22 protein-coding genes are annotated in these 21,113 nt (G+C 63.8%); 7 read left to right on the top strand and 15 right to left on the bottom strand.

Going from position 1 to position 21,113, the window contains the following annotated elements; genetic code table 11:
- Positions 1-500: 500 nt before the first annotated feature.
- Entirely contained in the window at positions 501-1,040 is a 540-nt protein-coding gene (locus tag JQ575_RS13440) for a hypothetical protein (protein ID WP_409364786.1), read from the top strand.
- Between the two features lie 82 nt (positions 1,041-1,122).
- Here the strand turns inward: JQ575_RS13440 and JQ575_RS13435 are convergent, their stop codons facing one another.
- The gene (locus JQ575_RS13435; protein ID WP_212033671.1) at positions 1,123-2,211 is read right to left on the bottom strand and encodes a TRAP transporter substrate-binding protein; all 1,089 of its coding nucleotides are present in this window, start codon (positions 2,209-2,211) and stop codon (positions 1,123-1,125) included.
- A 309-nt stretch (positions 2,212-2,520) separates the two neighbouring features.
- On the opposite strand from JQ575_RS13435, the gene JQ575_RS13430 reads away from it, so the two are divergent.
- The 3 genes from JQ575_RS13430 to JQ575_RS13420 all read left to right on the top strand — a co-directional run bounded on the left by JQ575_RS13430 (position 2,521) and on the right by JQ575_RS13420 (position 5,159).
- Positions 2,521-3,606: an NAD-dependent epimerase/dehydratase family protein gene (locus JQ575_RS13430; protein WP_212033670.1), complete on the top strand. Its 1,086-nt coding sequence runs from the start codon at positions 2,521-2,523 to the stop codon at positions 3,604-3,606.
- A gap of 67 nt (positions 3,607-3,673) precedes the next feature.
- Positions 3,674-4,045, top strand: a complete 372-nt coding sequence (locus tag JQ575_RS13425) for a VOC family protein (protein ID WP_212033669.1) — start codon at positions 3,674-3,676, stop codon at positions 4,043-4,045.
- Positions 4,046-4,133: 88 nt separating this feature from the next.
- The gene (locus tag JQ575_RS13420; protein ID WP_212033668.1) at positions 4,134-5,159 is read left to right on the top strand and encodes an alpha/beta fold hydrolase; all 1,026 of its coding nucleotides are present in this window, start codon (positions 4,134-4,136) and stop codon (positions 5,157-5,159) included.
- A 33-nt stretch (positions 5,160-5,192) separates the two neighbouring features.
- On the opposite strand, the gene JQ575_RS13415 is transcribed toward JQ575_RS13420, so the two are convergent.
- From JQ575_RS13415 to JQ575_RS13400, 4 genes are all read right to left on the bottom strand, one after another.
- Positions 5,193-6,506, bottom strand: coding sequence for an NAD(P)H-dependent oxidoreductase (locus JQ575_RS13415; RefSeq protein WP_212033667.1), 1,314 nt, complete (start codon positions 6,504-6,506; stop codon positions 5,193-5,195).
- Positions 6,507-6,655: 149 nt separating this feature from the next.
- Positions 6,656-7,456 carry a phytanoyl-CoA dioxygenase family protein gene (locus JQ575_RS13410; RefSeq protein WP_212033666.1) on the bottom strand — a complete coding sequence of 267 codons (801 nt, stop codon included), beginning with the start codon at positions 7,454-7,456 and terminating at the stop codon, positions 6,656-6,658.
- 136 nt (positions 7,457-7,592) lie between these two features.
- Positions 7,593-8,267, bottom strand: a complete 675-nt coding sequence (locus JQ575_RS13405; protein WP_212033665.1) for a GntR family transcriptional regulator — start codon at positions 8,265-8,267, stop codon at positions 7,593-7,595.
- Positions 8,268-8,368: 101 nt separating this feature from the next.
- Positions 8,369-9,235 (bottom strand): sigma-70 family RNA polymerase sigma factor, encoded by an 867-nt coding sequence (locus JQ575_RS13400; RefSeq protein WP_212033664.1) that lies wholly within the window; start codon positions 9,233-9,235, stop codon positions 8,369-8,371.
- Between the two features lie 115 nt (positions 9,236-9,350).
- Here JQ575_RS13400 and JQ575_RS13395 point away from each other — a divergent pair, with 115 nt between their 5' ends.
- On the top strand, positions 9,351-9,806 hold the full coding sequence (locus JQ575_RS13395; RefSeq protein ID WP_212033760.1) for a carboxymuconolactone decarboxylase family protein: 456 nt from the start codon (positions 9,351-9,353) through the stop codon (positions 9,804-9,806).
- Between the two features lie 315 nt (positions 9,807-10,121).
- Positions 10,122-11,855: an adenylate/guanylate cyclase domain-containing protein gene (locus tag JQ575_RS13390; protein WP_212033663.1), complete on the top strand. Its 1,734-nt coding sequence runs from the start codon at positions 10,122-10,124 to the stop codon at positions 11,853-11,855.
- Positions 11,856-11,869: 14 nt separating this feature from the next.
- Here the strand turns inward: JQ575_RS13390 and JQ575_RS13385 are convergent, their stop codons facing one another.
- Complete coding sequence (locus JQ575_RS13385) at positions 11,870-12,682, bottom strand: alpha/beta fold hydrolase (protein WP_212033662.1); 813 nt, start codon at positions 12,680-12,682, stop codon at positions 11,870-11,872.
- A gap of 4 nt (positions 12,683-12,686) precedes the next feature.
- Positions 12,687-13,499 (bottom strand): alpha/beta fold hydrolase, encoded by an 813-nt coding sequence (locus JQ575_RS13380; protein WP_212033661.1) that lies wholly within the window; start codon positions 13,497-13,499, stop codon positions 12,687-12,689.
- A 181-nt stretch (positions 13,500-13,680) separates the two neighbouring features.
- Between JQ575_RS13380 and JQ575_RS13375 the strand changes: the two genes are divergently transcribed.
- Entirely contained in the window at positions 13,681-14,223 is a 543-nt protein-coding gene (locus JQ575_RS13375; RefSeq protein ID WP_212033660.1) for a methylated-DNA--[protein]-cysteine S-methyltransferase, read from the top strand.
- A gap of 156 nt (positions 14,224-14,379) precedes the next feature.
- Here the strand turns inward: JQ575_RS13375 and JQ575_RS13370 are convergent, their stop codons facing one another.
- The 8 genes from JQ575_RS13370 to JQ575_RS13340 form a co-directional block, all read right to left on the bottom strand.
- A complete protein-coding gene (locus JQ575_RS13370) occupies positions 14,380-14,820 on the bottom strand; it encodes an enoyl-CoA hydratase-related protein (protein ID WP_312015936.1) in 441 nt (146 codons plus the stop codon).
- On the bottom strand, positions 14,766-15,191 hold the full coding sequence (locus tag JQ575_RS46070; RefSeq protein ID WP_312015932.1) for an enoyl-CoA hydratase/isomerase family protein: 426 nt from the start codon (positions 15,189-15,191) through the stop codon (positions 14,766-14,768). The genes JQ575_RS13370 and JQ575_RS46070 overlap by 55 nt, the downstream gene beginning before the upstream one ends.
- Positions 15,188-16,057, bottom strand: coding sequence for an MBL fold metallo-hydrolase (locus JQ575_RS13365; RefSeq protein WP_212033659.1), 870 nt, complete (start codon positions 16,055-16,057; stop codon positions 15,188-15,190). The genes JQ575_RS46070 and JQ575_RS13365 overlap by 4 nt, the downstream gene beginning before the upstream one ends.
- A complete protein-coding gene (locus tag JQ575_RS13360; protein ID WP_212033658.1) occupies positions 16,054-17,241 on the bottom strand; it encodes a serine hydrolase in 1,188 nt (395 codons plus the stop codon). The genes JQ575_RS13365 and JQ575_RS13360 overlap by 4 nt, the downstream gene beginning before the upstream one ends.
- Positions 17,242-17,257: 16 nt before the next feature.
- A complete protein-coding gene (locus JQ575_RS13355) occupies positions 17,258-17,872 on the bottom strand; it encodes a glutathione S-transferase family protein (protein ID WP_212033657.1) in 615 nt (204 codons plus the stop codon).
- A gap of 144 nt (positions 17,873-18,016) precedes the next feature.
- A complete protein-coding gene (locus JQ575_RS13350) occupies positions 18,017-18,859 on the bottom strand; it encodes a fumarylacetoacetate hydrolase family protein (RefSeq protein WP_212033656.1) in 843 nt (280 codons plus the stop codon).
- 229 nt (positions 18,860-19,088) lie between these two features.
- The gene (locus tag JQ575_RS13345; RefSeq protein ID WP_212033655.1) at positions 19,089-19,937 is read right to left on the bottom strand and encodes an MBL fold metallo-hydrolase; all 849 of its coding nucleotides are present in this window, start codon (positions 19,935-19,937) and stop codon (positions 19,089-19,091) included.
- A gap of 170 nt (positions 19,938-20,107) precedes the next feature.
- Positions 20,108-21,097, bottom strand: a complete 990-nt coding sequence (locus JQ575_RS13340; protein ID WP_212033654.1) for an NADPH:quinone reductase — start codon at positions 21,095-21,097, stop codon at positions 20,108-20,110.
- Positions 21,098-21,113 lie beyond the last annotated feature (16 nt).

Raw genomic sequence — 21,113 nt, 5'->3', positions numbered from 1 at the left:
TTCCTCTTTACGTGTCACGATCAAACAAAACGCCGCTTCCCTTCGGGGAGGCGGCGTTTTTGTTTGTGGCCAAACCGCTTGTCGGCCGATGTCGCAGGGCTGATTGTCTTCAAGCCGAAGTGTTCGCTGGCCGATGGATCTCGAGCCGGGGCCTCACAGCGCGCCCGCGGTCCCGGCATTCCCCCGCGCATCCGGATCGGGAAAATCTTCGGCTCTCGAAAAAGCCTGCCGGATCGCAAAATCGTTATCCCCATCCGGCGGGCAAGCGCTAAGCTGGCGCCGATTTTGATGTTTCCGCCATTATTTGCCGCCAGATTCGCAGGCCCATTCGTTGAACCGCGCCCGGGTCGCGCCTGACCCATCCAAGAACCCGCACTGAACACCTTAAGGAGACTGCCATGCGTGAGATTGCCCGCCCTGCCGTTCGTGCCTTGAGTGTTGCCCGTCACGCGTTTGCGATGACGAGTCTCGCGCTCGCGATGGCCTGCCTCGCATTTGCGATGACCGCGTCGTCCGGCGGCGAAGCGATGGCGCAGGCCAAGCAGGCGCCGCCGAAGCAGGCCGCTCCCGCGCCGGCTCCCCCGCCGCCCCAGCAGGAAGCTCCGCTCAAGCAGATCGCGCTGACCGAAGCCCATATTCAGGGCGTGCTCTCCGCCGCCAAGGAAATGGACCCGATCACCGAAAAGATCGACGAGAACGCCAAGCCGGATCCCAAGATTACCGCGCAGCTCGACGGCATCGCCAAGAAGAACGGTTTTGCCAGCTTTGACGATTACAACATCGTCGTCGACAACATCACATTGGTGCTGAGCGGCTTCGATCAGGCGACCAAGAAGTATGTCGGCGCCGAAACGGTTCTCAAGACAGCAATCGCTCAAGTCCAGGCCGACAAGAAAATGTCGGCCAAGGACAAGAAGGAGGCGCTTGCCGATCTCAACGAGGCGCTGAAATCGCCGCAGCCGGTGATCCAGAACAAGGGCAATATCGACCTGGTGACGAAGTACTACGACAAGCTCGCCGAGGCGCTCAGCGAAGACTAGCAACAAGACCGCGGTCAAGCCGCCCAACAAAAAAAGCCCCGGAGAAATTCTCCGGGGCTTTTGTCGTTTTGACGGTAACGCCTCAGGTCCTGGTGCGCATCCGCATCATGAAGCTGTCGTAGCTCAGTTCGGCCACCTGCATCCACGCCACCGATTCGGCGCGGAAGGCGGTCAGGCTGGTGTACATCTTGGCGAAGTGCGGATTGGTCTTGGACAAATCGGCGTAGATCTCGTTCGCCGCATTGTAGCAGGCTTCCAGCACTTCCTGCGGGAACGGCTTCAGGATCGCACCCGCCACCAGGAGCCGCTTCAAGGCCGCCGCGTTGACGTAGTCGTACTTGCCGGTGACCCAGCTGAACGTGTCGTAGGACGCGGTTTCGATCGCGGCCTGATAGTGCTTCGGCAGGGCGTTGAACTTCTCCGTGTTCATGATGTTGTGGCCCTGGCCGGTGCCTTCCCACCAACCCGGATAGTAGTAGTACTTCGCGACCTTGACGAAGCCGAGCTTTTCGTCGTCGTAGGGGCCGACCCACTCGGCTGCATCGATGGTGCCCTTTTCGAGCGCCGGATAGATGTCGCCGCCCGCGATCTGCTGCGGTACGCCGCCGACCTTGGCGATGATGGTGCCCGCGAAACCGCCGACGCGGAATTTCAGGCCCTTGAAATCCTCCATCGACTTGATTTCCTTCCGGAACCAACCGCCCATCTGGGCGCCTGTGCTGCCGGTCGGGACGCCGGTGACCTTATATTCCTTCATCAGGTCGTTCAGCATATCCATGCCGCCGCCGAACCGCATCCACGCGATATGCGCGCGCGTGTTGAGCCCGAACGGCAGCGAGGTGCCGAAGGTGAAGGCGGGATTCTTGCCCCAATAGTAATAAAGCGCCGTGTTGCCCATCTCGACGGTGCCGTTGGAGACAGCGTCAAGCACCTGCAGGCCCGGCACGATTTCGCCGGCGGCGAACGGTTGAATCTGGAATTTGTTGTCGGTGATATCGGCAACGCGCTTGCAGAAAAATTCGCAGCCGCCGTAGAGCGTATCGAGCGCCTTTGGCCAGCTGGCCGCAAGCCGCCACTTAATTTCAGGATTGGATTGCGCGATGGCGGGTGATGCGACCGCAGTCGCAGCAAGACCGACACCGCCTACTTTGATAAAATCACGACGTTTCATTCGTTTCCCCTTTTGTTTTTTAATACTGACCACGGGACAACGATCTTGATTTGTCGTTTCTGTCCGACGATGGCCGATGTTCGATAGGTGATTGAGATCAATCCTTTCAAACCCGTAGGGCAGGATGACCAATCGGGGGTGGATAATCAAGGGTTCTGGTCCGGCTGCAGCCGCGAACAGCTGCAATAAGTTTACGCAATGGCCGAGCCTTCAATTGCCCGCCTTCACACGACGAAAGGCTAAGACGTAAACTGACGCGACCGGCGTTGGTCCGATAGGAAGGCCGGTAACCGCTGCTGGAGCCGGAAAATGGCAGAGAAGAAGGTCGTGGTCGCGGGCGCGACGGGATTGGTGGGAAATGCCGCATTGCGGCACTTCGGCGCCGCCGGGGGATGCGACGTTCTGGCGCTGTCGCGGCGCAGGCCGCGCGAGCTCCATGGCTCCAGGCACGTGCAGATCGACCTCACCGATCCCGTGCAGTGCCGGCGTGCCGCAACCGAATTGCAGGGCGCCACCCATCTTGTCTACGCCGCGCTCTATGAAGCGCCCAACCTGGTCGACGGCTGGCGCGATCAGGATCAGATCCGCATCAACGATGTGATGCTGCGCAATCTGATGGCCGCGCTCGAACCGGTCGCGCCGCAGCTTCGGCATGTCGCACTTCTGCAAGGCACCAAGGCCTATGGCGTCCACGTCCGCCCGCTCACCGTGCCGGCGCGCGAAGGCCGCTCGGAAATGTACGAGCAGCCGAACTTCTACTGGGCGCAGGAGAATTTCCTGCGCGAGCTGCAGCAGGGCAAGGCCTGGCACTGGAGCATTCTGCGGCCGGTCCTGATCGTCGGTGAGACGATCGGCGGCGCGATGGACCTGATCCCGCCGCTCGGCGTCTATGCCGGCATGTTGCGCGAGCAGGGCCGCCCGCTCGATTATCCCGGCGGTGCGGCGCGGGTGTCGCAAGCGGTCGACGTCGATCTTTTGGCGCGCGCGATCGCCTGGGCCGGCGAGGCGGCCGCCGCGCGCAACGAAGCCTTCAACGTCACCAATGGCGATGTCTTCACCTGGGAGAATGTCTGGCCGGCGATTGCAGACGCGCTTGAGATGAAACCGGGCCATGCCATGCCGCTGTCGCTGGCGCAGGAATATCCCAAATGGATCGCGCCGTGGGACGAACTGCGACGCAAGCACAATCTGATTTCGCCCGGCCTTGAAGAATTTGTCGGCCTCTCATTCCAGTACGCCGATTACAGCATGCGCTATGGCCACACCCAGGCAGGCCCGCCCTCGATCGTCTCGACCGTGAAGATCAACCAGGCCGGTTTTACGGAGATGATGGACACCGAGGCGATGTTCCGGAAATGGTTCGGCCTCGCGCGATCGAGCCGCTTGCTGCCGTAGCAAATTTGGGCTGCGCCGATCCTCGCCAGATGCCATCATGAATCCCCGAGATAATCAGGAGGCTGCAATGCTGGATCACGTCTCGCTGGGCGTCAGCGATTTCGAGCGGTCAAGGAAATTCTACGATCAGGCGCTTCGTCCGCTCGGCATCGAGCGCTTGTACGCTGACGGTCCAACCGCCGCCGGCTATGGGGCCGACCGCAAGGCATTCTTCTGGATCGGCGAGAAAACCGCTTCGCAAACCGGCAGCCACGTCGCCTTTGCGGCCCACGACAGGGAAACCGTGGACCGGTTTCACCAGGCTGCGCTCACAGCCGGGGGACGCGACAATGGCCAACCGGGGCTGCGCCCGAACTATCACGAAGATTACTACGGGGCCTTCGTGCTCGATCCCGACGGCCACAACATCGAGGCGGTCTGCCGCCGCAAGCCAACTTAGGCGCGGCGCGATCTTTGAACTTGCCTGATCTTGTCGTTCCGCCTCCTATAAAAGCTCGCGGCCAGCGCAAACGGGTGGGGTAGCTGCAATGCCATTTCCGATTACCGAGCATGTCGTGAAGACGAAGCGTCATACGACCGCTTATCTCGCCTGCGGCGCCCCCGATGCGCCGATGATCAGCTTCCTGCATGGCTGGCCCGAACTGTCGATCAGCTGGCGTCACCAGCTGCCAGTGTTAGCTGAACTCGGATTCCGTTGCGTGGCGCCGGACATGCGTGGATACGGCAGGTCCAGCGTCTACGGACAGCACGCGGATTACGCCGTCGAAAACAGTGTGCGCGACATGATCGAACTACTGGACTCGTTCGGACGCGAGAAAGCCGTCTGGGTGGGGCACGACTGGGGAAGCCCCGTCGTTTGGGATATCGCCAGCCATCATCCGGATCGATGCCATGGCGTTGCCAATCTGTGCGTGCCTTATCTGCCCGGCGGCTTCGCGCCGAAAAGTTTCCTCCCCCTGGTGGATCGGACGCTCTACCCGGAGAGCAAATTCCCGGCAGGCCAGTGGGAGTATCAGCTATTCTACCAGGAGAATTTTCCGGCCGCGTCCGCCGCCTTCGAGGCCAATACGCGCAACACGGTGAAGGCGCTGTTCCGCAAGGGCAATCCGGCGGGGCGAGGTCAACCGTCCCGCACGTCCACGATGCGTCAGGATGGCGGCTGGTTTGGCGGTGCGGGCATGGCGCCCGACGTGCCCCTCGATACCGATGTGCTGACCGAAGCGGACCTTGCCGCGTACACGGCCGCGCTGGAACGCAACGGCTTCTTCGGTCCGGACTCCTGGTACATGAACCACGATCGGAACGTGGCTTACGCGGCAAAGGCAGTCAACGGCGGCAGGCTCGGCATGCCGGTGCTGTTCCTGCATGCGGCGCATGATGTGACTTGCGATACAATGGGCTCGCGCCTTGCCGAACCGATGCGCGAGCACTGTGTGAATCTGACCGAAGTGGTGGTTCAATCGGGCCACTGGATGGCGCAGGAGTGCCCCGTTGCCGTCAACGCCGCGCTGGCAAAGTGGCTGGCGACGAAGTTGGGCAACGTCTGGGCGTGACGGCCGCGCCAAGTTGGCACGGCCCACGGCAAATCAGGAGCCGCGCGCAAACTTCGCTTCCATCGCCTTGCGCGTCTTGATGGTATCGTTGGCTTCGTCGACCTCGACATCGCTCCAGCGCACCACGGCGCCGTGGGCGACGTTGTTCTTCAGTTTGACGCGATGGGCGAGACCAATCGGCAGCGCGCCGGCCTTGAGGCTGGCGGCTGCCGGCATCAATTTGCCCCACACCGTGTAGCCGCCTTCGCCGTCGAGCATTTCGCCGGCGCGCAGATCGCGTTTCGCGACCGCGGCGACGTCCCCGCGAAAACCATGCGGTTGCCCGGTCGGCTCGTTACGCAACGCCGCCGACAGGATCGAGATGTTCAGCTCCAGTCCGATCAGATGATACGGCTTGTACATCGCCGCAAACCTGCCCGAAGCGTCGGTCTTCAGCCCGTATTGCTTGAAACAGTCGGCGGCGTAATCGTTCGGCGCTTCCAGCACGACGTAGACGCCCCAGCGCAGATCGCGAAACACCGCCCTGCCGTCGCGCTCCAGCGACGACACCACTTCCACCACGCCGGATTTCTCGAGCACGCCGCCTTTGTCGCGCGGCCGCATCACATGCGGCAGGTCGTCGACGCCGCAGGGTGGAAACAGCAGGCCGCCCGTCGGCACGTCGAGCTGGCAAGCGTTGGCGATTGCCGCCATCTCGATCGCGGATTTGGTGCCGTCGAGAAACGAGTTGAACATTTGCGGATTCATGCCGGCCGATTGCGCCTCATCGGCGGTGAGGCCGTAATGACCCCAAACGCCTTCCGGCGTCACGTCGTGATAGGCCGGCAGATATTTTGTTCCTTTGCCGGCGGCGACGACGCGGAATCCAGTGGCGCGCGCCCAGTCCACCATCTCTGATGTGAGCGCCGGCTGATCGCCATAGGCCAGCGAATAGACCACACCGGCCTTGCGGGCTTCCTCGGCGAGCAGGGGGCCTGCCAGCACATCGGCTTCGACATTGACCATCACGACATGCTTGCCGGCCGCAATCGCGGCGCGGGCATGCCGGATGCCGACGGCCGGATTGCCGGTCGCTTCCACCACGACATCCATCGCCCCGCCGGCGATCGCGCGCAGGCCGTCATCGGTGAAGGCGGTCCGTGCGATCCGCTCCTGGTCCCAGCCGACGGTTCGGCACGCCTCGCGCGCGCGGTCGCGGTCGAGATCGATGATCAGCGGCACCTCAAGTCCCGGCGTGTGCGGCACCTGTGCCAGGAACATCGAGCCGAATTTGCCGGCGCCGATCAGCGCGACGCGAACCGGTTTGCCGGCGGCATGGCGGGCCTGGAGGAGGTGGTGGAGGTTCATGGCGGGGAATCCGTTCTACTTCTCGTCATTCCGGGGCGCGCCTCTTGGCGCGAGCCCGGAATCCATACTCCCGATCGTGGTTATGGATTCCGGGCTCGACGCTGCGCGTCGCCCCGGAATGACGGCTGATTGAAATGCGGCTTTGACGACTACTCCGCCGCCTGGCGATGCGCCCGCGCGAGCCGCAGCAGCGCGTCGTCATCCACGGTCTGGATCGGCGTGAAATCGCGGTGGGCGATATACTCCGGCCGTGTCGGGGTGCGGATGTAGTTCGAGACCGCATTCAGCGTCAAATAGACGATCTTGCGCGGATAGGGCGTGATGTTGCCGGCCGAACCGTGCACCAGATTGCCGTGGAACATCAGCATGCCGCCGGCCTTGCCGGTCGGCGCGACGATGCCGCCTTCCTGCACCAGCCTCGTCACCGTGGCCTCGTCCAGCGTCCATAGCGGATAGGAGGTGGTCTCCAGATCGTGCGAGGCCTTGAGGTCGCCGGCGGTCTGGCTCTTCGGCACCAGCATCAGGGGGCCGTTGATCGGCATCACCTCGTCGAGGAAGATCGCGATGTTCATCGCGCGCGGCTCCGGCATGCCGTCGTCGCGCTTCCAGGTGCCGTAATCCTGGTGCCATTGCCAGACGTCGCCGGTGAAGGCGGCTTTGGCGTTGATCTTGAACTGGTGCATGTAAAGTTTTTCGCCGAACAGCTGCTCGATCGGCTCGATCATGCGCGGATGCGCCCCAAGCGCGCCGAACGCCTCGTTGTAGAGATGGGCGGCAAAGGCGGTGCGCGGCGCGCCGCTCTTCTCGCGCCACACCTCGGGTCGATCAGCGTCATAGATGCTGACGGCCTCGCGCGCGAGATAGGCCACTTCCTCGGGGCTGAACAGCTCGGGCAGAAACAGCCAGCCTTCGCGGTTGAAATAGTCGATCTGTTCTTGCGTGAGTTTCATGGTCGTCTCTCCCTTTGTTTTTGTTTCTCTCCCCTCATGGTGAGGAGCGCGTCTTCGCGCGTCTCGAACCATGAGGCCGCCGGCCCATCCTTCGAGACGCGGCTTCGCCGCTCCTCAGGATGAGGATTCCCTGCTGCTACGCCGCCTTGTCCGTCGCCTTCAGTCTTTCCTCCGTCATCCGTCCCGCCGTTTGCGCATGCGCCAATGCCGCAGCCTCGGCTTTCCCGGCATTGCCGGCCAGGATCTGCACGGCGATCGCCTCGTGTTCGCTCCAGGCGCTGTCGCGGTAATCGAGTTCGGCCAGCACGGTGGCCATCGAGCGGCGCATATGCGGCCATTGCGGCGCGATCATTTCCTCGATCGCAGGGTTCCCTGCGAGGCGGTAGATCGCGCTGTGAAAATCGACGTCGAGTGCAATCAGCCGCGCCAGCGGCGTGTCCTCGCCGATGGTCCGGCCGGCCTCCAGGGCCGCGTCCAGCGCCGCGCGCCCGGCCGTGTCGGTTTTCACGCGTCCGGCGGCAAGTCGTGCCGCCAGGGCGTCGATGGCCCCGCGGACCTCGTAGAGCTGCCGGATACGCGCCGGGTCCAGCTCGGTGACCTCAAAGCCGCGGCGGCCGCTCTCGGCCACTAGGCCCTGCCGGTGCAGCAGATGCAGGGCGTGGGAAACCGGCTGGCGCGATACGCCAAGCTTCTCGGCCAGCTCGTTCTGGGTGATGCGCTGCCCCGGCGGCAGCGTGCGATCGATGATCGCCTCGAGGATCCGGGCATAGACTTGGTCGATCAGGTTGGGGAGCGGATCTAACGGGATCATGCCAGGGGTCCAAAATGGAATACGGAATTCCGTATTCGATATGGATACCCCCGGCAGCCTGCCCGGTCAAGGGGCCTTCAAGTGTGGAATTCTGGCAGAAGCTAGCCGGGCGCAAGCACTTCCACGTCGAACGTGCCGATCGCTTCCGCGTCCGCCACCGCGTCCAGCGCCGATATCCGCTCGCCGCTGATGGTCAGCCGCAGCACGATGCGCAATTGCCCGCCGAGCACGACAGCGACCGCCAGCGCGCCGTCGACCAGCGCGGGCTTTGCAGCCTGGGCGCGGCCCTTGAAGGTTTCGGCAACCGCCGCCGCGCCGCGGATTTCCGGCAGCGAACCCAGCCGCTGGGCGGCCTGGTCGGCGCGGAACACCACGTCAGGATCCAGCACCGCGAGCAGCCCTTCGAAGTCACCGCCGCGCGAGGCCGCCAGAAACGCATCGACGATCTGTTTCTGCCGCCTGAAATCGGCGTCCGGCGCGGGCGGGGTGCCCTGCACCCGGCGGCGGGCGCGGCTGGCGAGTTGCCTCGCTGCGGCGGGCGTGCGGCCGACGATCGGCGCGATCTCCTCAAAGGGAACAGCGAACATGTCGTGCAGCACGAACGCCAGCCGTTCGGCCGGCGCCAGCGTCTCCAGCACCACCAACAGCGCCGCGCCGACGGAATCGGCCATATCAGCATCGCGCTCGTGTTCGTCGTTGGCGATGGGTTCCGCCACGTCCGGGCCCATCGGTTCCTCGCGCCGCGATTTGCGTGACCGCAGCATGTCGAGGCAGACGCGGGCGACCACCGTGGTCAGCCAGCCGCCGAGGTTTTCGACCGCGCCGGTATCGGTACGGCTCAACCGTAGCCAGGTCTCCTGCACGGCGTCGTCGACCTCGGCGGTCGATCCCAGCATGCGGTAGGCCACCGCCCTCAGATGGGCCCGGTTGGCCTCGAATTTCTCGGCCAGAAACTTTTTCTCGTCCATCGGTCACATTCCCATGTCGTGTCTCGTCATGGCTATGACGAACGAAACCCCGCCGATGTGACAGCAAATCGGCGCGGTCACGTCAAAACCGAACCAAAGGATGGAGAGAGAAATGATGCAGGCTCGAATGAACCACCCCGTCATGGTCGTTCCCGACGCCATGAAAGCGCTGCACGCGCTCGGCGAACTGACCAAGAACAGCTTGCCGGAAAAGCTGCTCGAACTGGTGCATCTGCGCGCCAGCCAGATCAACGGCTGCAGCGTCTGCGTCGACATGCACCCGAAGATCGCCAGGAAAGCCGGCGAGACCGATGAGCGGCTGTTCGCGGTCGCGGCCTGGCACGACACGCCCTACTTCACGGAGGCCGAGCGCGCCGCATTGGCGCTGACGGAAGCGCTGACCCGCATCAGCGACCGCGCCGACCCGGTGCCGGATGCGATCTGGAACGAGGCCGACAAGCATTTCGACGAAGCGGAGCTTGCAGCGCTGGTCCTGGCGATCGCCAATATCAATGTCTGGAACAGGCTCAACGTCGCGGTGCGCCAGCCGGTGGGCGTCTGGAAGGTGTGAGCCCTAAGGCACACTGTTCATGCTCCCTCCCCCCCTTGCGGGGGAGGGGCGGGGAGAGGGGTTCACACGGGCGGTCCCGCCGTGGCCACCCCTCTCCCGAACGCTTCGCGTTCGACCTCCCCCGCAAGGGGGGAGGTGGCAAGAACGGTGCTCCGCTTGGAGTCCAACAGAAACCCTCACCAATTATAACCCGCGGGCTCGTGCTTAATTTACCTGCGCGAGCTAAAGAACAAGCCTGGCCGATCCGATCGGCCGGGCTTTTTCGTTTGCCCCGCCATCCATTCCGGTCCGCCCGTTATGTCAGAGCCCCGAGCCATGTTGCGACCGTCGATCCGGAAACGAATCCTTGCCATCGCGGTCGGGCTGATCATCCTGATGGCGATCACATCGGTTCTTTCGACGGTGATGACGCGAAAGGTCGCCCATCAGCTCGATGAGCTCAGCAGCAAATATGTCGAGGCCTACGGGCACCTGGCGCGGATGAATGTCCGCTCGCTGGAGCAGGCGCTGGCCGTCCGCCGAATGGTGATCGCAAAGACGCAGTCACCGCCCGACGACGCCGCGTTTGCGGAGCACCAGAAGACCTATGAGGCGAAAGGCCTGGAAATCGATCAGGAAGCGCAGGCCGCGCGGGTGCTGATCAATGCGATCATCGACGACACCTCGACCGACTCCGATAACGCCAGACTCGGCCGGATCGACGACCGGATCGAGAACGTCAACAAGGACCTTCGCCGCTACCTAAGCGATGAGAACAAGCGGATGTTGCCGCTGCTGGCTTCCGGTAATTTCGCCGAGGTAAGGGCGAGCCTCGCCCGGGCCGATACGCTGCGCGACGATTTCAACCAGAAGGTCGAAGAAATCCGAAAAGATATGCTGGCGCAGGTCCGCAGCGATGCCGTGGTGACGATGCGTGACCAGCAAAAGGCCATCGTGATCTCTATGATCCTGACGGTACTGGCGGCCGTATTGGGGTTGATGTTCGCGATCTTCGTCAGCATGGGCATCACCCGGCCGGTCCGGCGGCTGCTGGATGGCACCCGCGCCGTCGAGGCCGGCCGCCTCGATGGATCGATCGACGTCACCACGCGGGACGAGATCGGCCAGCTCACATCCGCGTTCAACAACATGGTCGAACAGTTGCGCCACAAGGAGAAGATGCGCGAGACCTTCGGCCGCTATATCGACCCGCGCGTCGTCGCTGGGTTGATCGACCGGCAGGCGCAGACCGCAACCGACGGCGAGCGGCGCGTGATGACGGTGCTGTTCTGCGACATGAAGGGATTCACCAGCCTCAGCACGGGCATGACGCCGCAGGGGCTGGTCAAGGTGATGAACCATTATCTGTCGACGATGTCGGGGCCGATCCGCAACCATCACGGCATCATCGACAAATATATCGGCGATGCGATCATGGCCTATTGGGGTCCTCCGTTCAACGAAGACGGCGAGCAGGCGCGGCTTGCCTGTTTGGCTGCGATCGACATGGCCCGCCGCGGGACGGCGTTGCGGACGGAGCTTCCCGAATTGCTCGGCGTGCGCACGGTGCCGAGCGATTGCGACGTCCGTATCGGCGTTGCGACCGGCGAGGTGCTGGTCGGCAGCATCGGTTCGGAATTCATGATGAGCTACACTGTGATGGGCGACGCGGTGAATCTGGCGTCGCGGCTGGAGGGCGCCAACAAGGCCTATGGCAGCCATTGCCTGGTCTCGGCGCCGACCATCGCAGCAGCCGGCGACGGATTAGCGTTTCGCGAGATCGACCGCTTGGTCGTGGTCGGCCAGAGCCAGCCGGAGACGGTGTTCGAGATCATCGGGCGCGAGGACGAACTCAAGCCGGAGCAGGTGTCGCTGCTCGACAGCTATTCGAAAGGGCTCGCCGCCTATCGCGAGCGCCGTTGGGACGACGCGCGTCACGCCTTCAGCGCCGGGCTCGAAGCCGTCCCGGGCGACGGTCCGTCCAGGGTATTCATCAAACGCATCGGTGAGTTTCAGGAAAACCCGCCGGCCGCCGATTGGGACGGCGCATGGCGTCTCGATGAAAAGTGATCGACCGGCGGCGCTCACGCCGCCAAGAATTCCATTACGGCCTCGGAGTATTCCTGCGGCGCCTGATCGAAGATCCAGTGGCGGGCGCCGGGGATCACGGCCGTCCTCGCGCCCGGAATATGCTGCGCCAGCACGCGCCAGAGTTGGGCCAGCGAGCCCTGCGTGTCGCCGCCGCCGATCAGCAAAGTCGGCATCCCAATCGATTCCGCTTCGCTGCGTGAAAATGGCCGGCGCTTCTCACCGACCTGGCCGATTAGCGTGAACGCATTGTCGCGGAGCTGCTGTTTGGGCGCGGCCGGCAGCCGCTTCCAGGTGCCCTCGCCATCGATCATATCGACGATCAGGTCGAGCGCGCCGTCGACATCGCCGGCTTTTACTTTCTCCACGGCGGCCGGAATCCGCGCCGCAATCGCCGACGAACCCGGGCCCGCACCGGCTGAACTGAGCGTGGCGTCGAGGTCGCCGCCGGGCTCGGCGAGCACCAGCTTGCGCAATAGATCCGGCCGCTGCTCGGCGACGCGAAAGGCGATATGGCCGCCGCGGGAATGGCCCATCAGGTCGACGGGGCCGAGTTTCGTTTGTTCGATGAAGCCGATCACGTCGGAGACATGCTGCGCCATCAGATAGTCGTTGCCGACGCCGTCCCAGTGTTCGGGAAAGAAGTGCCGCAGGCTGAGCGAGATCACGCGGTGTTTTTTCGACAGCGGTCCGAGCACAGGATACCAGGTGCGGAAATCGCCGAGCGTGCCGTGGACGCAGACCAGCGGCTGGCCCTGTCCGACGTCGAGATAGGCGATGTCGTAGCCGTTGACGGGAAGCGTCTGCATGGGATCAAGCCTCTGCCAGGAATGCGAGCACGATCTCGCAATATTTCCGCGGCGCCTGTTCGAACATCGGATGCGTGGTGCGGGGGATCATCTCGGTGCGTGAGCCCTTCACGTTCGCGGCCAGCGCGCGCAGCACCAGCGGAATCGTGCCCCGGGTGTTGGCGCCGCCGATGAACAGCGTCGGCGTCTTGATCGCTTCCGCATCCGCCTTGGAGAAGGGCGGACGGGCGTCGCGCATCTGGCCGATCAGCGTGGTGGCGTTGTCGCGCAGCAATTGCTTCGGCGTCGCCGGCATCCGCTTCCAGGCGCCGGGGCCTTCCAGCGCGTCGATGAAGATGGCAAGCCCGCCGTCGATATCCCCCTTGGCGATGACTTCCGCGGATGCCGCAATCCGGGCCGCGATTGGGGAGGGGCCGGGCTTGTAGGCGGGATCGAGCGAGGCGTCGAGTTCGCCGCCGGGCTCGGCCAGGATCAGCCTGCGCAACAGGTCCGGCCGGCGCTGCGCGACGCGAAACGTGATGTGCCCGCCGCGGGAGTGGCCCATCAGATCAACCGGCCCAACGCCGAGTTTCTCGATGAAGGCGATCACGTCGTCGACATGCTGTGCGATCGAATAGGTGTCGCCGACGCCGTCCCAATGGTCAGGGAAGAAATGCCGCAACGACGGCGCGATCACGCGGTGTTTTTTCGACAGCAACCCCATCACCGACGACCAGATCCGGAAGTCGCACAGCGAGCCGTGCACGCAGACCAGCGGCGGGCCATCACCGGCCTCGAGATAGGCCATGTCGAAGCCGTTGACGGGGAGGGTTTGCATAAGGGGCTCGGTGTGCGGGGCGGCGCCATTGAATGGCGCGGTGAATATCCCACATCATCGGAAGTTGTTTATGCCGTCAAGTTCCCTCAGGTTTCGGGTGGATAGCAACAATCTCCAAGCCTAGATTTGGGACCAGCATCAAGCTCTAAACTATCGGAGCGAGAGGATCTGGAGCGAGATCATGACCGAACAGCAATTTGCGATATTCGACACCCCGATCGGCCGCTGCGGCATCGTGTGGGGCGAGCGCGGCATTGTGTCGGTGCAACTGCCGATGGGCGATGAGAAGAAGACCCGCACCCGGCTGCAGCAGCGCCATGGCGACATCGACGAGGCGCAGCCGCCGGCCAAGGTGCAGGCCGCCATCGAGGGTATCGTCGAGCTATTGGCCGGCAAGCCGAACGACCTTTCGGATGTCGTGCTCGACCTCGACGGCGTGCCCGAATTCAACCGCGGGGTCTACGACATCGCGCGCAGCATTCCGCCGGGCCAGACCATGACCTATGGCGATATCGCGAAAAAGCTCGGCGGGGTCGAACTGTCGCGCGACGTCGGCCAGGCGCTCGGCCGCAACCCCTGTCCGATCGTGGTGCCCTGCCACCGCGTGCTGGCGGCGGGCAACAAGCCGGGCGGCTTCTCCGCCAATGGCGGCGTGGTGACGAAATTGAAGATGCTGGCGATCGAGGGCGCGGTGGTGAACCACACGCCGAACCTGTTCGATTGAGGCTAGTCACTCTCAGCCGCCGTCATGCCCGGCCTTGTGCCGGGCATCCACGTCTTACTCTTCCGTCGCCACCAAAGACGTGGATGGCCGGGCATAGGCGAGCGGAAGCGACGCCGTCCTTCAGACGGCTAAGCCCGGCCATGACGAAAGAATTATTCATTTGCCCTTGAAGTTCGGCGGCCGCTTCTCGTTGAACGCCAGCACGCCTTCGCGGCGGTCCTCGGTCGGCACCATCCGGTTATAGGCCTCGATCTCGAGCGCGAGGCCGTCGCGCAGCGATGATTGCAGGCCGCGGTGGATCGCGAGCTTGGCCTGGCGGGTCGAGATCGGGGCGTTGCGGGCGATATGCGAGGCGGTCGCCAGCGCTTCGCGCAACAGATCGGCCTGCGGGAACACTTCGTTGACGAGGCCCCAATCGCGCGCCTGCGCTGCCGTAAACGGTTTACCGGTCAGGATCAGTTCCTTGGCGCGGCGCTCGCCGACCGCGCGGGGCAGGGTTTGCGTGCCGCCGCCGCCCGGCATGATGCCGAGCGTGACCTCGGTCAGCGCAAAGCGTGCTGTGTCAGCAGCGTAGAGGAAGTCGCAGCAACCTGCGATCTCGCAGCCGCCGCCATAGGCCGCACCATTGACGGCGCCGATGATCGGGACCGGGCAGTCGACATCAGCGCCCGCACCATCCGCTCGAAGATGACGTGCTGGCGCGTCCATTGCTCGTCGGTCATGCCGCGGCGCTCTTTCAGGTCGCCGCCGGCGCATAACGCCTTGTCGCCGGACCCGGTCAGGACGATGCAGCGCAGATTGGCCGGGTCGAGCGCGACATCCTCGAAACAGCGCACGAGATCGCGGCCCATCTGAGTGTTGAGCGCGTTGGAAGCATCCGGCCGGTTCAACCGCACGATCGTCACGTGCTCGTCCACTTGCTCCAGCGCGAGGGTCTCGAAGGCGGGCGTATTCTGGGCCGCGCTCATATCGCCTCGCAGGTAAATCCGTTGCCGGCGCGGCGGATCCTTCCGACCGAAGGCGAGGGGAAATGCGCGGTGCAGCACAGCGTGTCGGTGTCGCAGTAGCGTTCGAGGAAGCTGCGGCGCGTGACGCCCGCCGCCGCCTGATCGACGTCGAACTTGACAGACATTTCCGGATAGCGCGTCTGCAGCGGCGAATGCATCAGATCGCCGGAGAATACCGCATCGTCCTTGCCGCGGCCAAAGGTGAAGGCGAGATGGCCGGGGGTGTGACCCGGCGTTGGCAACAGGCGCGCGTGGTCGCCGATCGCAAAATCGTCGCGCACGATTTCGGCCTGTCCGGCTTCGACCACCGGCAACACGCTGTCGCCGAACGGCGGCACTGGCGTCTTGGCATGCGTCTCGGTCCAGTAGTCAAATTCGGCCTTGCCGAAAATATGACGCGCCTTCGGGAAGGTCGGCACCCAGCGGCCGTTTTCCAGCCGCGTGTTCCAGCCGACATGGTCGACATGCAGATGCGTGCACATGACATAGTCGATATCGCCGACCGAGAATCCCGCCGCGGCGAGCGCGCGCGCGTAAGTGTCGTCGGTCTTCATGTTCCATTTCGGACGCAGCGGCCGCGGCTTGTCGTTGCCGATGCAGCTGTCGATCAGGATCGTGTGGTGCGGCGTTTTTACAATGTAGGACTGGAAGCACAGGATCAGCACGTCATTGGCGTCGAGTGCGCCGGCCTTCTGCATCCAGCCGCGATTTTCCGCCAGCACTTCCGGCGTCAGCCCCGGCAGCATCTCCAGCGCCGGCACGAAGGTGGTTTCCTGCTCGATGATGCGGTGGATGGTGAGATCGCCGACGGTGAATTTCAGGCTCATGGTTTTTCCTTGTTCTTGCTGTCGCGCACGGCGGGAAGGATGTAGTTCGCCATCATGTCGAGCGCCCCGTTGCCCTGGCCCGGATGCCAGTAAAGCCCGGATGTCGTCATCACCACAAGGTCGCGGTCGGGCGCGATGAATATCCGCTGGCCGCCGAGGCCCATCGCGGCAATCCACTTCACTTCCTTTTCCTGCGCGATCGAGCGGCCCATCCACCATTGCTGGCCGTAGAAAAACAGTCCGCCGAAATAGCCGATCGCCTGGAAGCGCGGCCGAACCGATTGCTCGATCCATTCGGACGAGATGATTTGTTTGCCGCCCCATGTGCCGCGATTGAGCACGAGCTGGCCGAGCTTGGCGGCATCGCGCGGCCGTATCCGAAGACCGGCGGCGGAGGCGATCTTGCCGTTCTTCGCATAGGTCATCCATTCCACGTCGGTAATGTCCAGCGGCTGGAACAGAACCTCGCGCGCGAACGCTTCGAGCGGCTTGCCGGAGACGCGTTCGAGGATGCTGCCGAGCAGATCCGTCCCGCCGCCATTATAGGTCCACGCGACGTCCGGCGGCTTTGCGATCGGCTTCGACAGGATATAGCGGATCGGGTCGCTCTCGCTGCCCAGATGCGGTTCGTCGTTTTTGGGATCAGTCCAGGCACGGTTCTCGTCCCACTGCATGCCGGACGACATTGTGAGCAGATGGCGGAGCGTGACCTGGTCCCAGCCCGGCGATTTGACGGAAGCATATTCCGGATAGAATTTGACGACGGGCTCGTCCGCGCTCGCGATCAGCTTGCGGTCGATCGCGATGCCGACCAAAAGCGAGATCACGCTCTTCGATACCGAACGCATGTCGTGCTTCGTCGTGGCGTCGAACGCGTGCTGGCCGCCGCCCTGGCCCCAGGGCTCGTCATAGCCGGCGAAATATTGTTCGAACACGAGCTTGCCGTGGCGGACGATGACCACGGCGTGGACGTTGGCCTGAGTTTCCTTCAGGCGCGCGGCGATGGCGCAAAGCCGTGCGGCATCGAGGCCGACACTTTCGGGGGAAGCTATGGTCCAGCCATCGTCGAGGGTGGTGGGCGTTCCGCAAGCCATGCCGGTTTGTCCCCGCGCTGTTGCGGCCACTGCCAGCAGGAGCACGGCAGCAATGCCGAGGCGCCGCAATTTTCTGCCGCCCTCGCGCATGCTGCCGTCTCCGTCGTTACGCCGCCGGCGGTACCGAGATTTTCACCGACGGCCGCTCCAGCATTTTATGATGGAAGGCATCGAGCTTAGGAAACGCCTTGCGCCAGCCGCAATCGGCAAAGCGGAAATCGGCATAGCCGAGCACGCAAACGAGGCCGATCTGCACGATGTCGAACGGCCGCGATAGCACGTCGGGCTTGTTCTCGAACCGCGCCATGCCGGTCCACGCCCGGTTCCAGTGGTCGTCGGACCAGGCCTGCCATTGCAGTCCCTGCGGCCGCACCATCTTCTCGTAGCGGCACAGCAGCATGGCATCGAGCATGCCCTGCAGCAGCGCGTGATCGGTCTTGACCTGCCAGCGCGTCGGGCCGGAGGCCGGGATCAGTTTGTTGCCGCCGGCAAGCTCGTCGAGATATTCGACGATCACGTAGGAATCCAGGATGACGTCGCCATTGTCGAGGATCAGCACCGGCAGCTTCTTCAGCGGGGTGATCTTCGAATATTCCTCGTTGGCCGTGCCGGGCGCCACCGTCGCCGAAATGAATTCGATCTTGTCGATCAGCCCGGTCTCGATCGCGGCGATGCGGACCTTGCGGGCGAATGGCGAGGCGTGAGAGAAGCTGAGTTTCATGTTGTTATTCCTTGCAAGGTTCTTCTCCTCCGTCATGCCCGGGCTTGACCCGGGCATCCACGTCTTAGTGGTCGATCGGCGAGAAAGACGTGGATGGCCGGGTCAAGCCCGGCCATGACGACTAGTGAGCAAGCACCACCAGCCTCACGCCTCGATGACTTGCTGCCGCTGTTCGCCGAGCCCTTCGATGCCGAGGGTGACGACGTCGCCGACGTTGAGGAATTGCGGCGGCTTCATGCCGGCGCCGACGCCGGGGGGCGTGCCCGTCGTGATGATGTCGCCGGGCAGCAGCGTGAGGAACGTTGAGACGTAGGCGATGCACTTCGCCATGGTGAAGATCATGGTCGAGGTCGAGCCGGTCTGGCAGCGCTTGCCGTTGACGTCGAGCCACATCGACAGCTTCTGCACGTCGGCGATTTCATCCTTGGTCACCAGCCACGGGCCGACCGGGCCGAACGTGTCGTGCGACTTGCCCTTGGTCCATTGCCCGCCGCGCTCCTGCTGGAAGTAGCGCTCGGAGACGTCGTTGCAGACGCAGTAGCCGGCGACGTGATTGAGCGCGTCGGCCTCGCTGACATATTTGGCGCGGGTGCCGATGATGGCGGCGATCTCGACTTCCCAGTCGAGCTTCTTGGACTCGCGCGGCTTCTCGATCGCGTCGTTCGGGCCGCTCAGCGAGGTGTTGGCCTTGAGGAAGAAGATCGGCTCGGGCGGAATCGGATTGCCGGTTTCCTTGGCGTGATCGACATAGTTGAGGCCGATCGCGACGAATTTCGATATGCCGGTGACCGGCGCTCCGAAGCGCGGCTTGCCGTCGACGGCGGGAAGTTTTGAGGGGTCCAATGCGGCAAGCTTGGCCAGCGACGCCGGCGCATAGGCCTCGCCGTTGAGGTCTTTCACATGCGCTGAAAGATCGCGCAGTTGGCCGGATTTATCGATCAGGCCGGGCTTTTCCTGGCCAAGCGCGCCGTAACGAACAAGCTTCATTGTACTGCTCCCTCAGGGGTTTATTTACTTGGAATGCTTCATGGAACAGCGGGCGGGGAAATTCAACCACGGAAGCGCCCCGCATTGCAGGTCTCTTAATTCGTAGGGTGGGTTAGCGAAGCGTAACCCACCAGCTTTCTTGCGTCTTGGGCGGTGGGTATCGCGGAGCCTGTCATCGGGCGCGCCTTTGGCGCGACCCGTTGGCTCCACCCACCCTACGATCCCGGGTTCACCCCAGCGCGATGAACTTGAAGGCGTCCCCCTCGCGCCTGATATGGCCGGCATTGAAGTGCCCGCCGATCACCAGCGTCGGCGTGTCGGCAAACCGCCCGAACAGCTCGCGCCGCGTCACGGCTGACTGTTTGGGGTCGGAATCCGCGGTTGACGACCAGTCGAGATGCGCCATCTGGCAGGGGTGATGGGCGACGTCGCCGGTGAGCAGGCCTTCCTGGCCGTCCGATTTGATGTGGATGCTCATATGGCCGGGGCTGTGGCCGGGCGTCGGGATCAGGGTGATTTCGTCCGAAAGCCTGGCGTCGCTGGCCACGAGGTCGGCCTTGCCGGCATCCGCGATCGGTTTAACGGAATCATTGAACACGGCCAGATGGGCCGGCTCCTCGCTGTGGTCGCGCCAGTGCTCGAACTCGGTCTTGCCGAACACGTAGCGGGCGTTGGCAAAGGTCGGCACCCACTGGCCGCCGACCAGCCTGGTGTTCCAGCCGACATGGTCGACATGCAGGTGCGTGCAAAGCACCGTGTCGATGCTGTCAGGCGCAAAGCCCGCCGCGGTCAATGTCTCGAGGAACGGGTCCTGGCGGTTGTTCCAGGTCGGTACGTTGCGGCCCTGCTTGTCGTTTCCCAATCCGGTGTCGACGATGATCCGCCGCGACGGCGTCTCCACCAGCAGCGAATGGATCGACATTTTGAGGCGGCCCTCTTCGTTGGCGAAATGCGGGATCAGCCAGGGCAGCTTCTGGATCTCTTCGTTGGTCGCGAGCGGCAGGATGAAGCGCGTGCTGCCGACGGTCTCGAGCTCGACGACCTTGGTGATTTTGACCTTGCCTATCGTCCAGTGCATCCAGCGCTTCCTCCCTGGTTTCGTTTCTTGCTTACCTCGCCCCGCTTGCGGGGAGAGGTCGGCGCGTAGCGCCGGGTGAGGGGGTACAGGTCCGACAACTTGCACAGTTGTTCGTGGAGCTAGCCCCTCACCCCGACCCTCTCCCCGCAAGAGCGGGGCGAGGGAGTTAACTACCGCGCGCAATCGACAATGACGGTGCCGAGCTTGTCGCCCTTTTCAACCGCGAGATGCGCCTGCGCGGTATCCGCGAGCGCAAACTCCCCGGCGACGTTGTGGATGCGGTTGCCCGCCGTGAGCCATTTCGTGATGTCGGCCTGGGCTGCAGCCAGCAAAGGCGGCGGCAGCGCGAACAGCACCAGCGCGCGGAGTGTGATGCACTTTTCCATCAGGTCACGCATCGGGACCAGCGGCGTGCGATTGCCGTTGGTGGCGTAGACCGCGATGGTGGAATTCATGGCCATCAATTTCAGCGTAATGGCGATGTTGCCGCCAAAATCGACGTCGACCACGCGGTCGACGCCGCGCCCGCCGGTGAAGGCCAGCACTTTGGCGATGACGTCATCATTGCGGTAGTTGATGACGAGGTCGGCGCCGGCGAGCCGCGCCTGTTCGGCCTTCGCTTCCGAACTGACGGTCGCGATCACCTGCGCGCCGCCCCATTTTGCAAGTTGCACCGCATAGTGGCCGACCGCGCCGGCGCCGCCGGTGACCAGCACGGTTTTTCCCGTAATCGGACCATCGCAGAACAGGCAGCACCACGCCGTCATGCCGGGAATTCCGAGCGTGGCGCCCGCCGCGTAGGAAAGACTGTCCGGCAGCGGCGTCACCAGATGCTCTGATAGCGCGATGTACTCCGCCGCGGTGCCGAAGGCGCGGCCGTTGCGCTGGCCATTGAACAGCCAGACGCGCTGGCCGACCCTCAACTGCGTGACGTCTTCGCCGATCTGATCGACGATCCCGGCGCCGTCGCTGTTTGGGATCACGCGCGGGTACTCCATCGCGCGATAGCTGCCGCCGCGGCGGCCGACATCGGCGGGATTGACGCCGGACGCCTTCAGCCGCACCCGGACTTCGCCCGGGCCGGCATCAGGCGTCGGCATGTCGCCATAGGTCAGCACCTCGGGCGCAGCGCCCGTCCGTTCGTACCAGACCGCTTTCATCCGGCGCCCCTCTGCG

Origin of the sequence: Bradyrhizobium sp. JYMT SZCCT0428 (genome assembly GCF_018131075.1) — a bacterium.
GTDB lineage: Bacteria > Pseudomonadota > Alphaproteobacteria > Rhizobiales > Xanthobacteraceae > Bradyrhizobium.
Note: the sequence above shows the minus strand (reverse complement) of the source record. Positions and strands in the feature narration are given on the sequence as shown.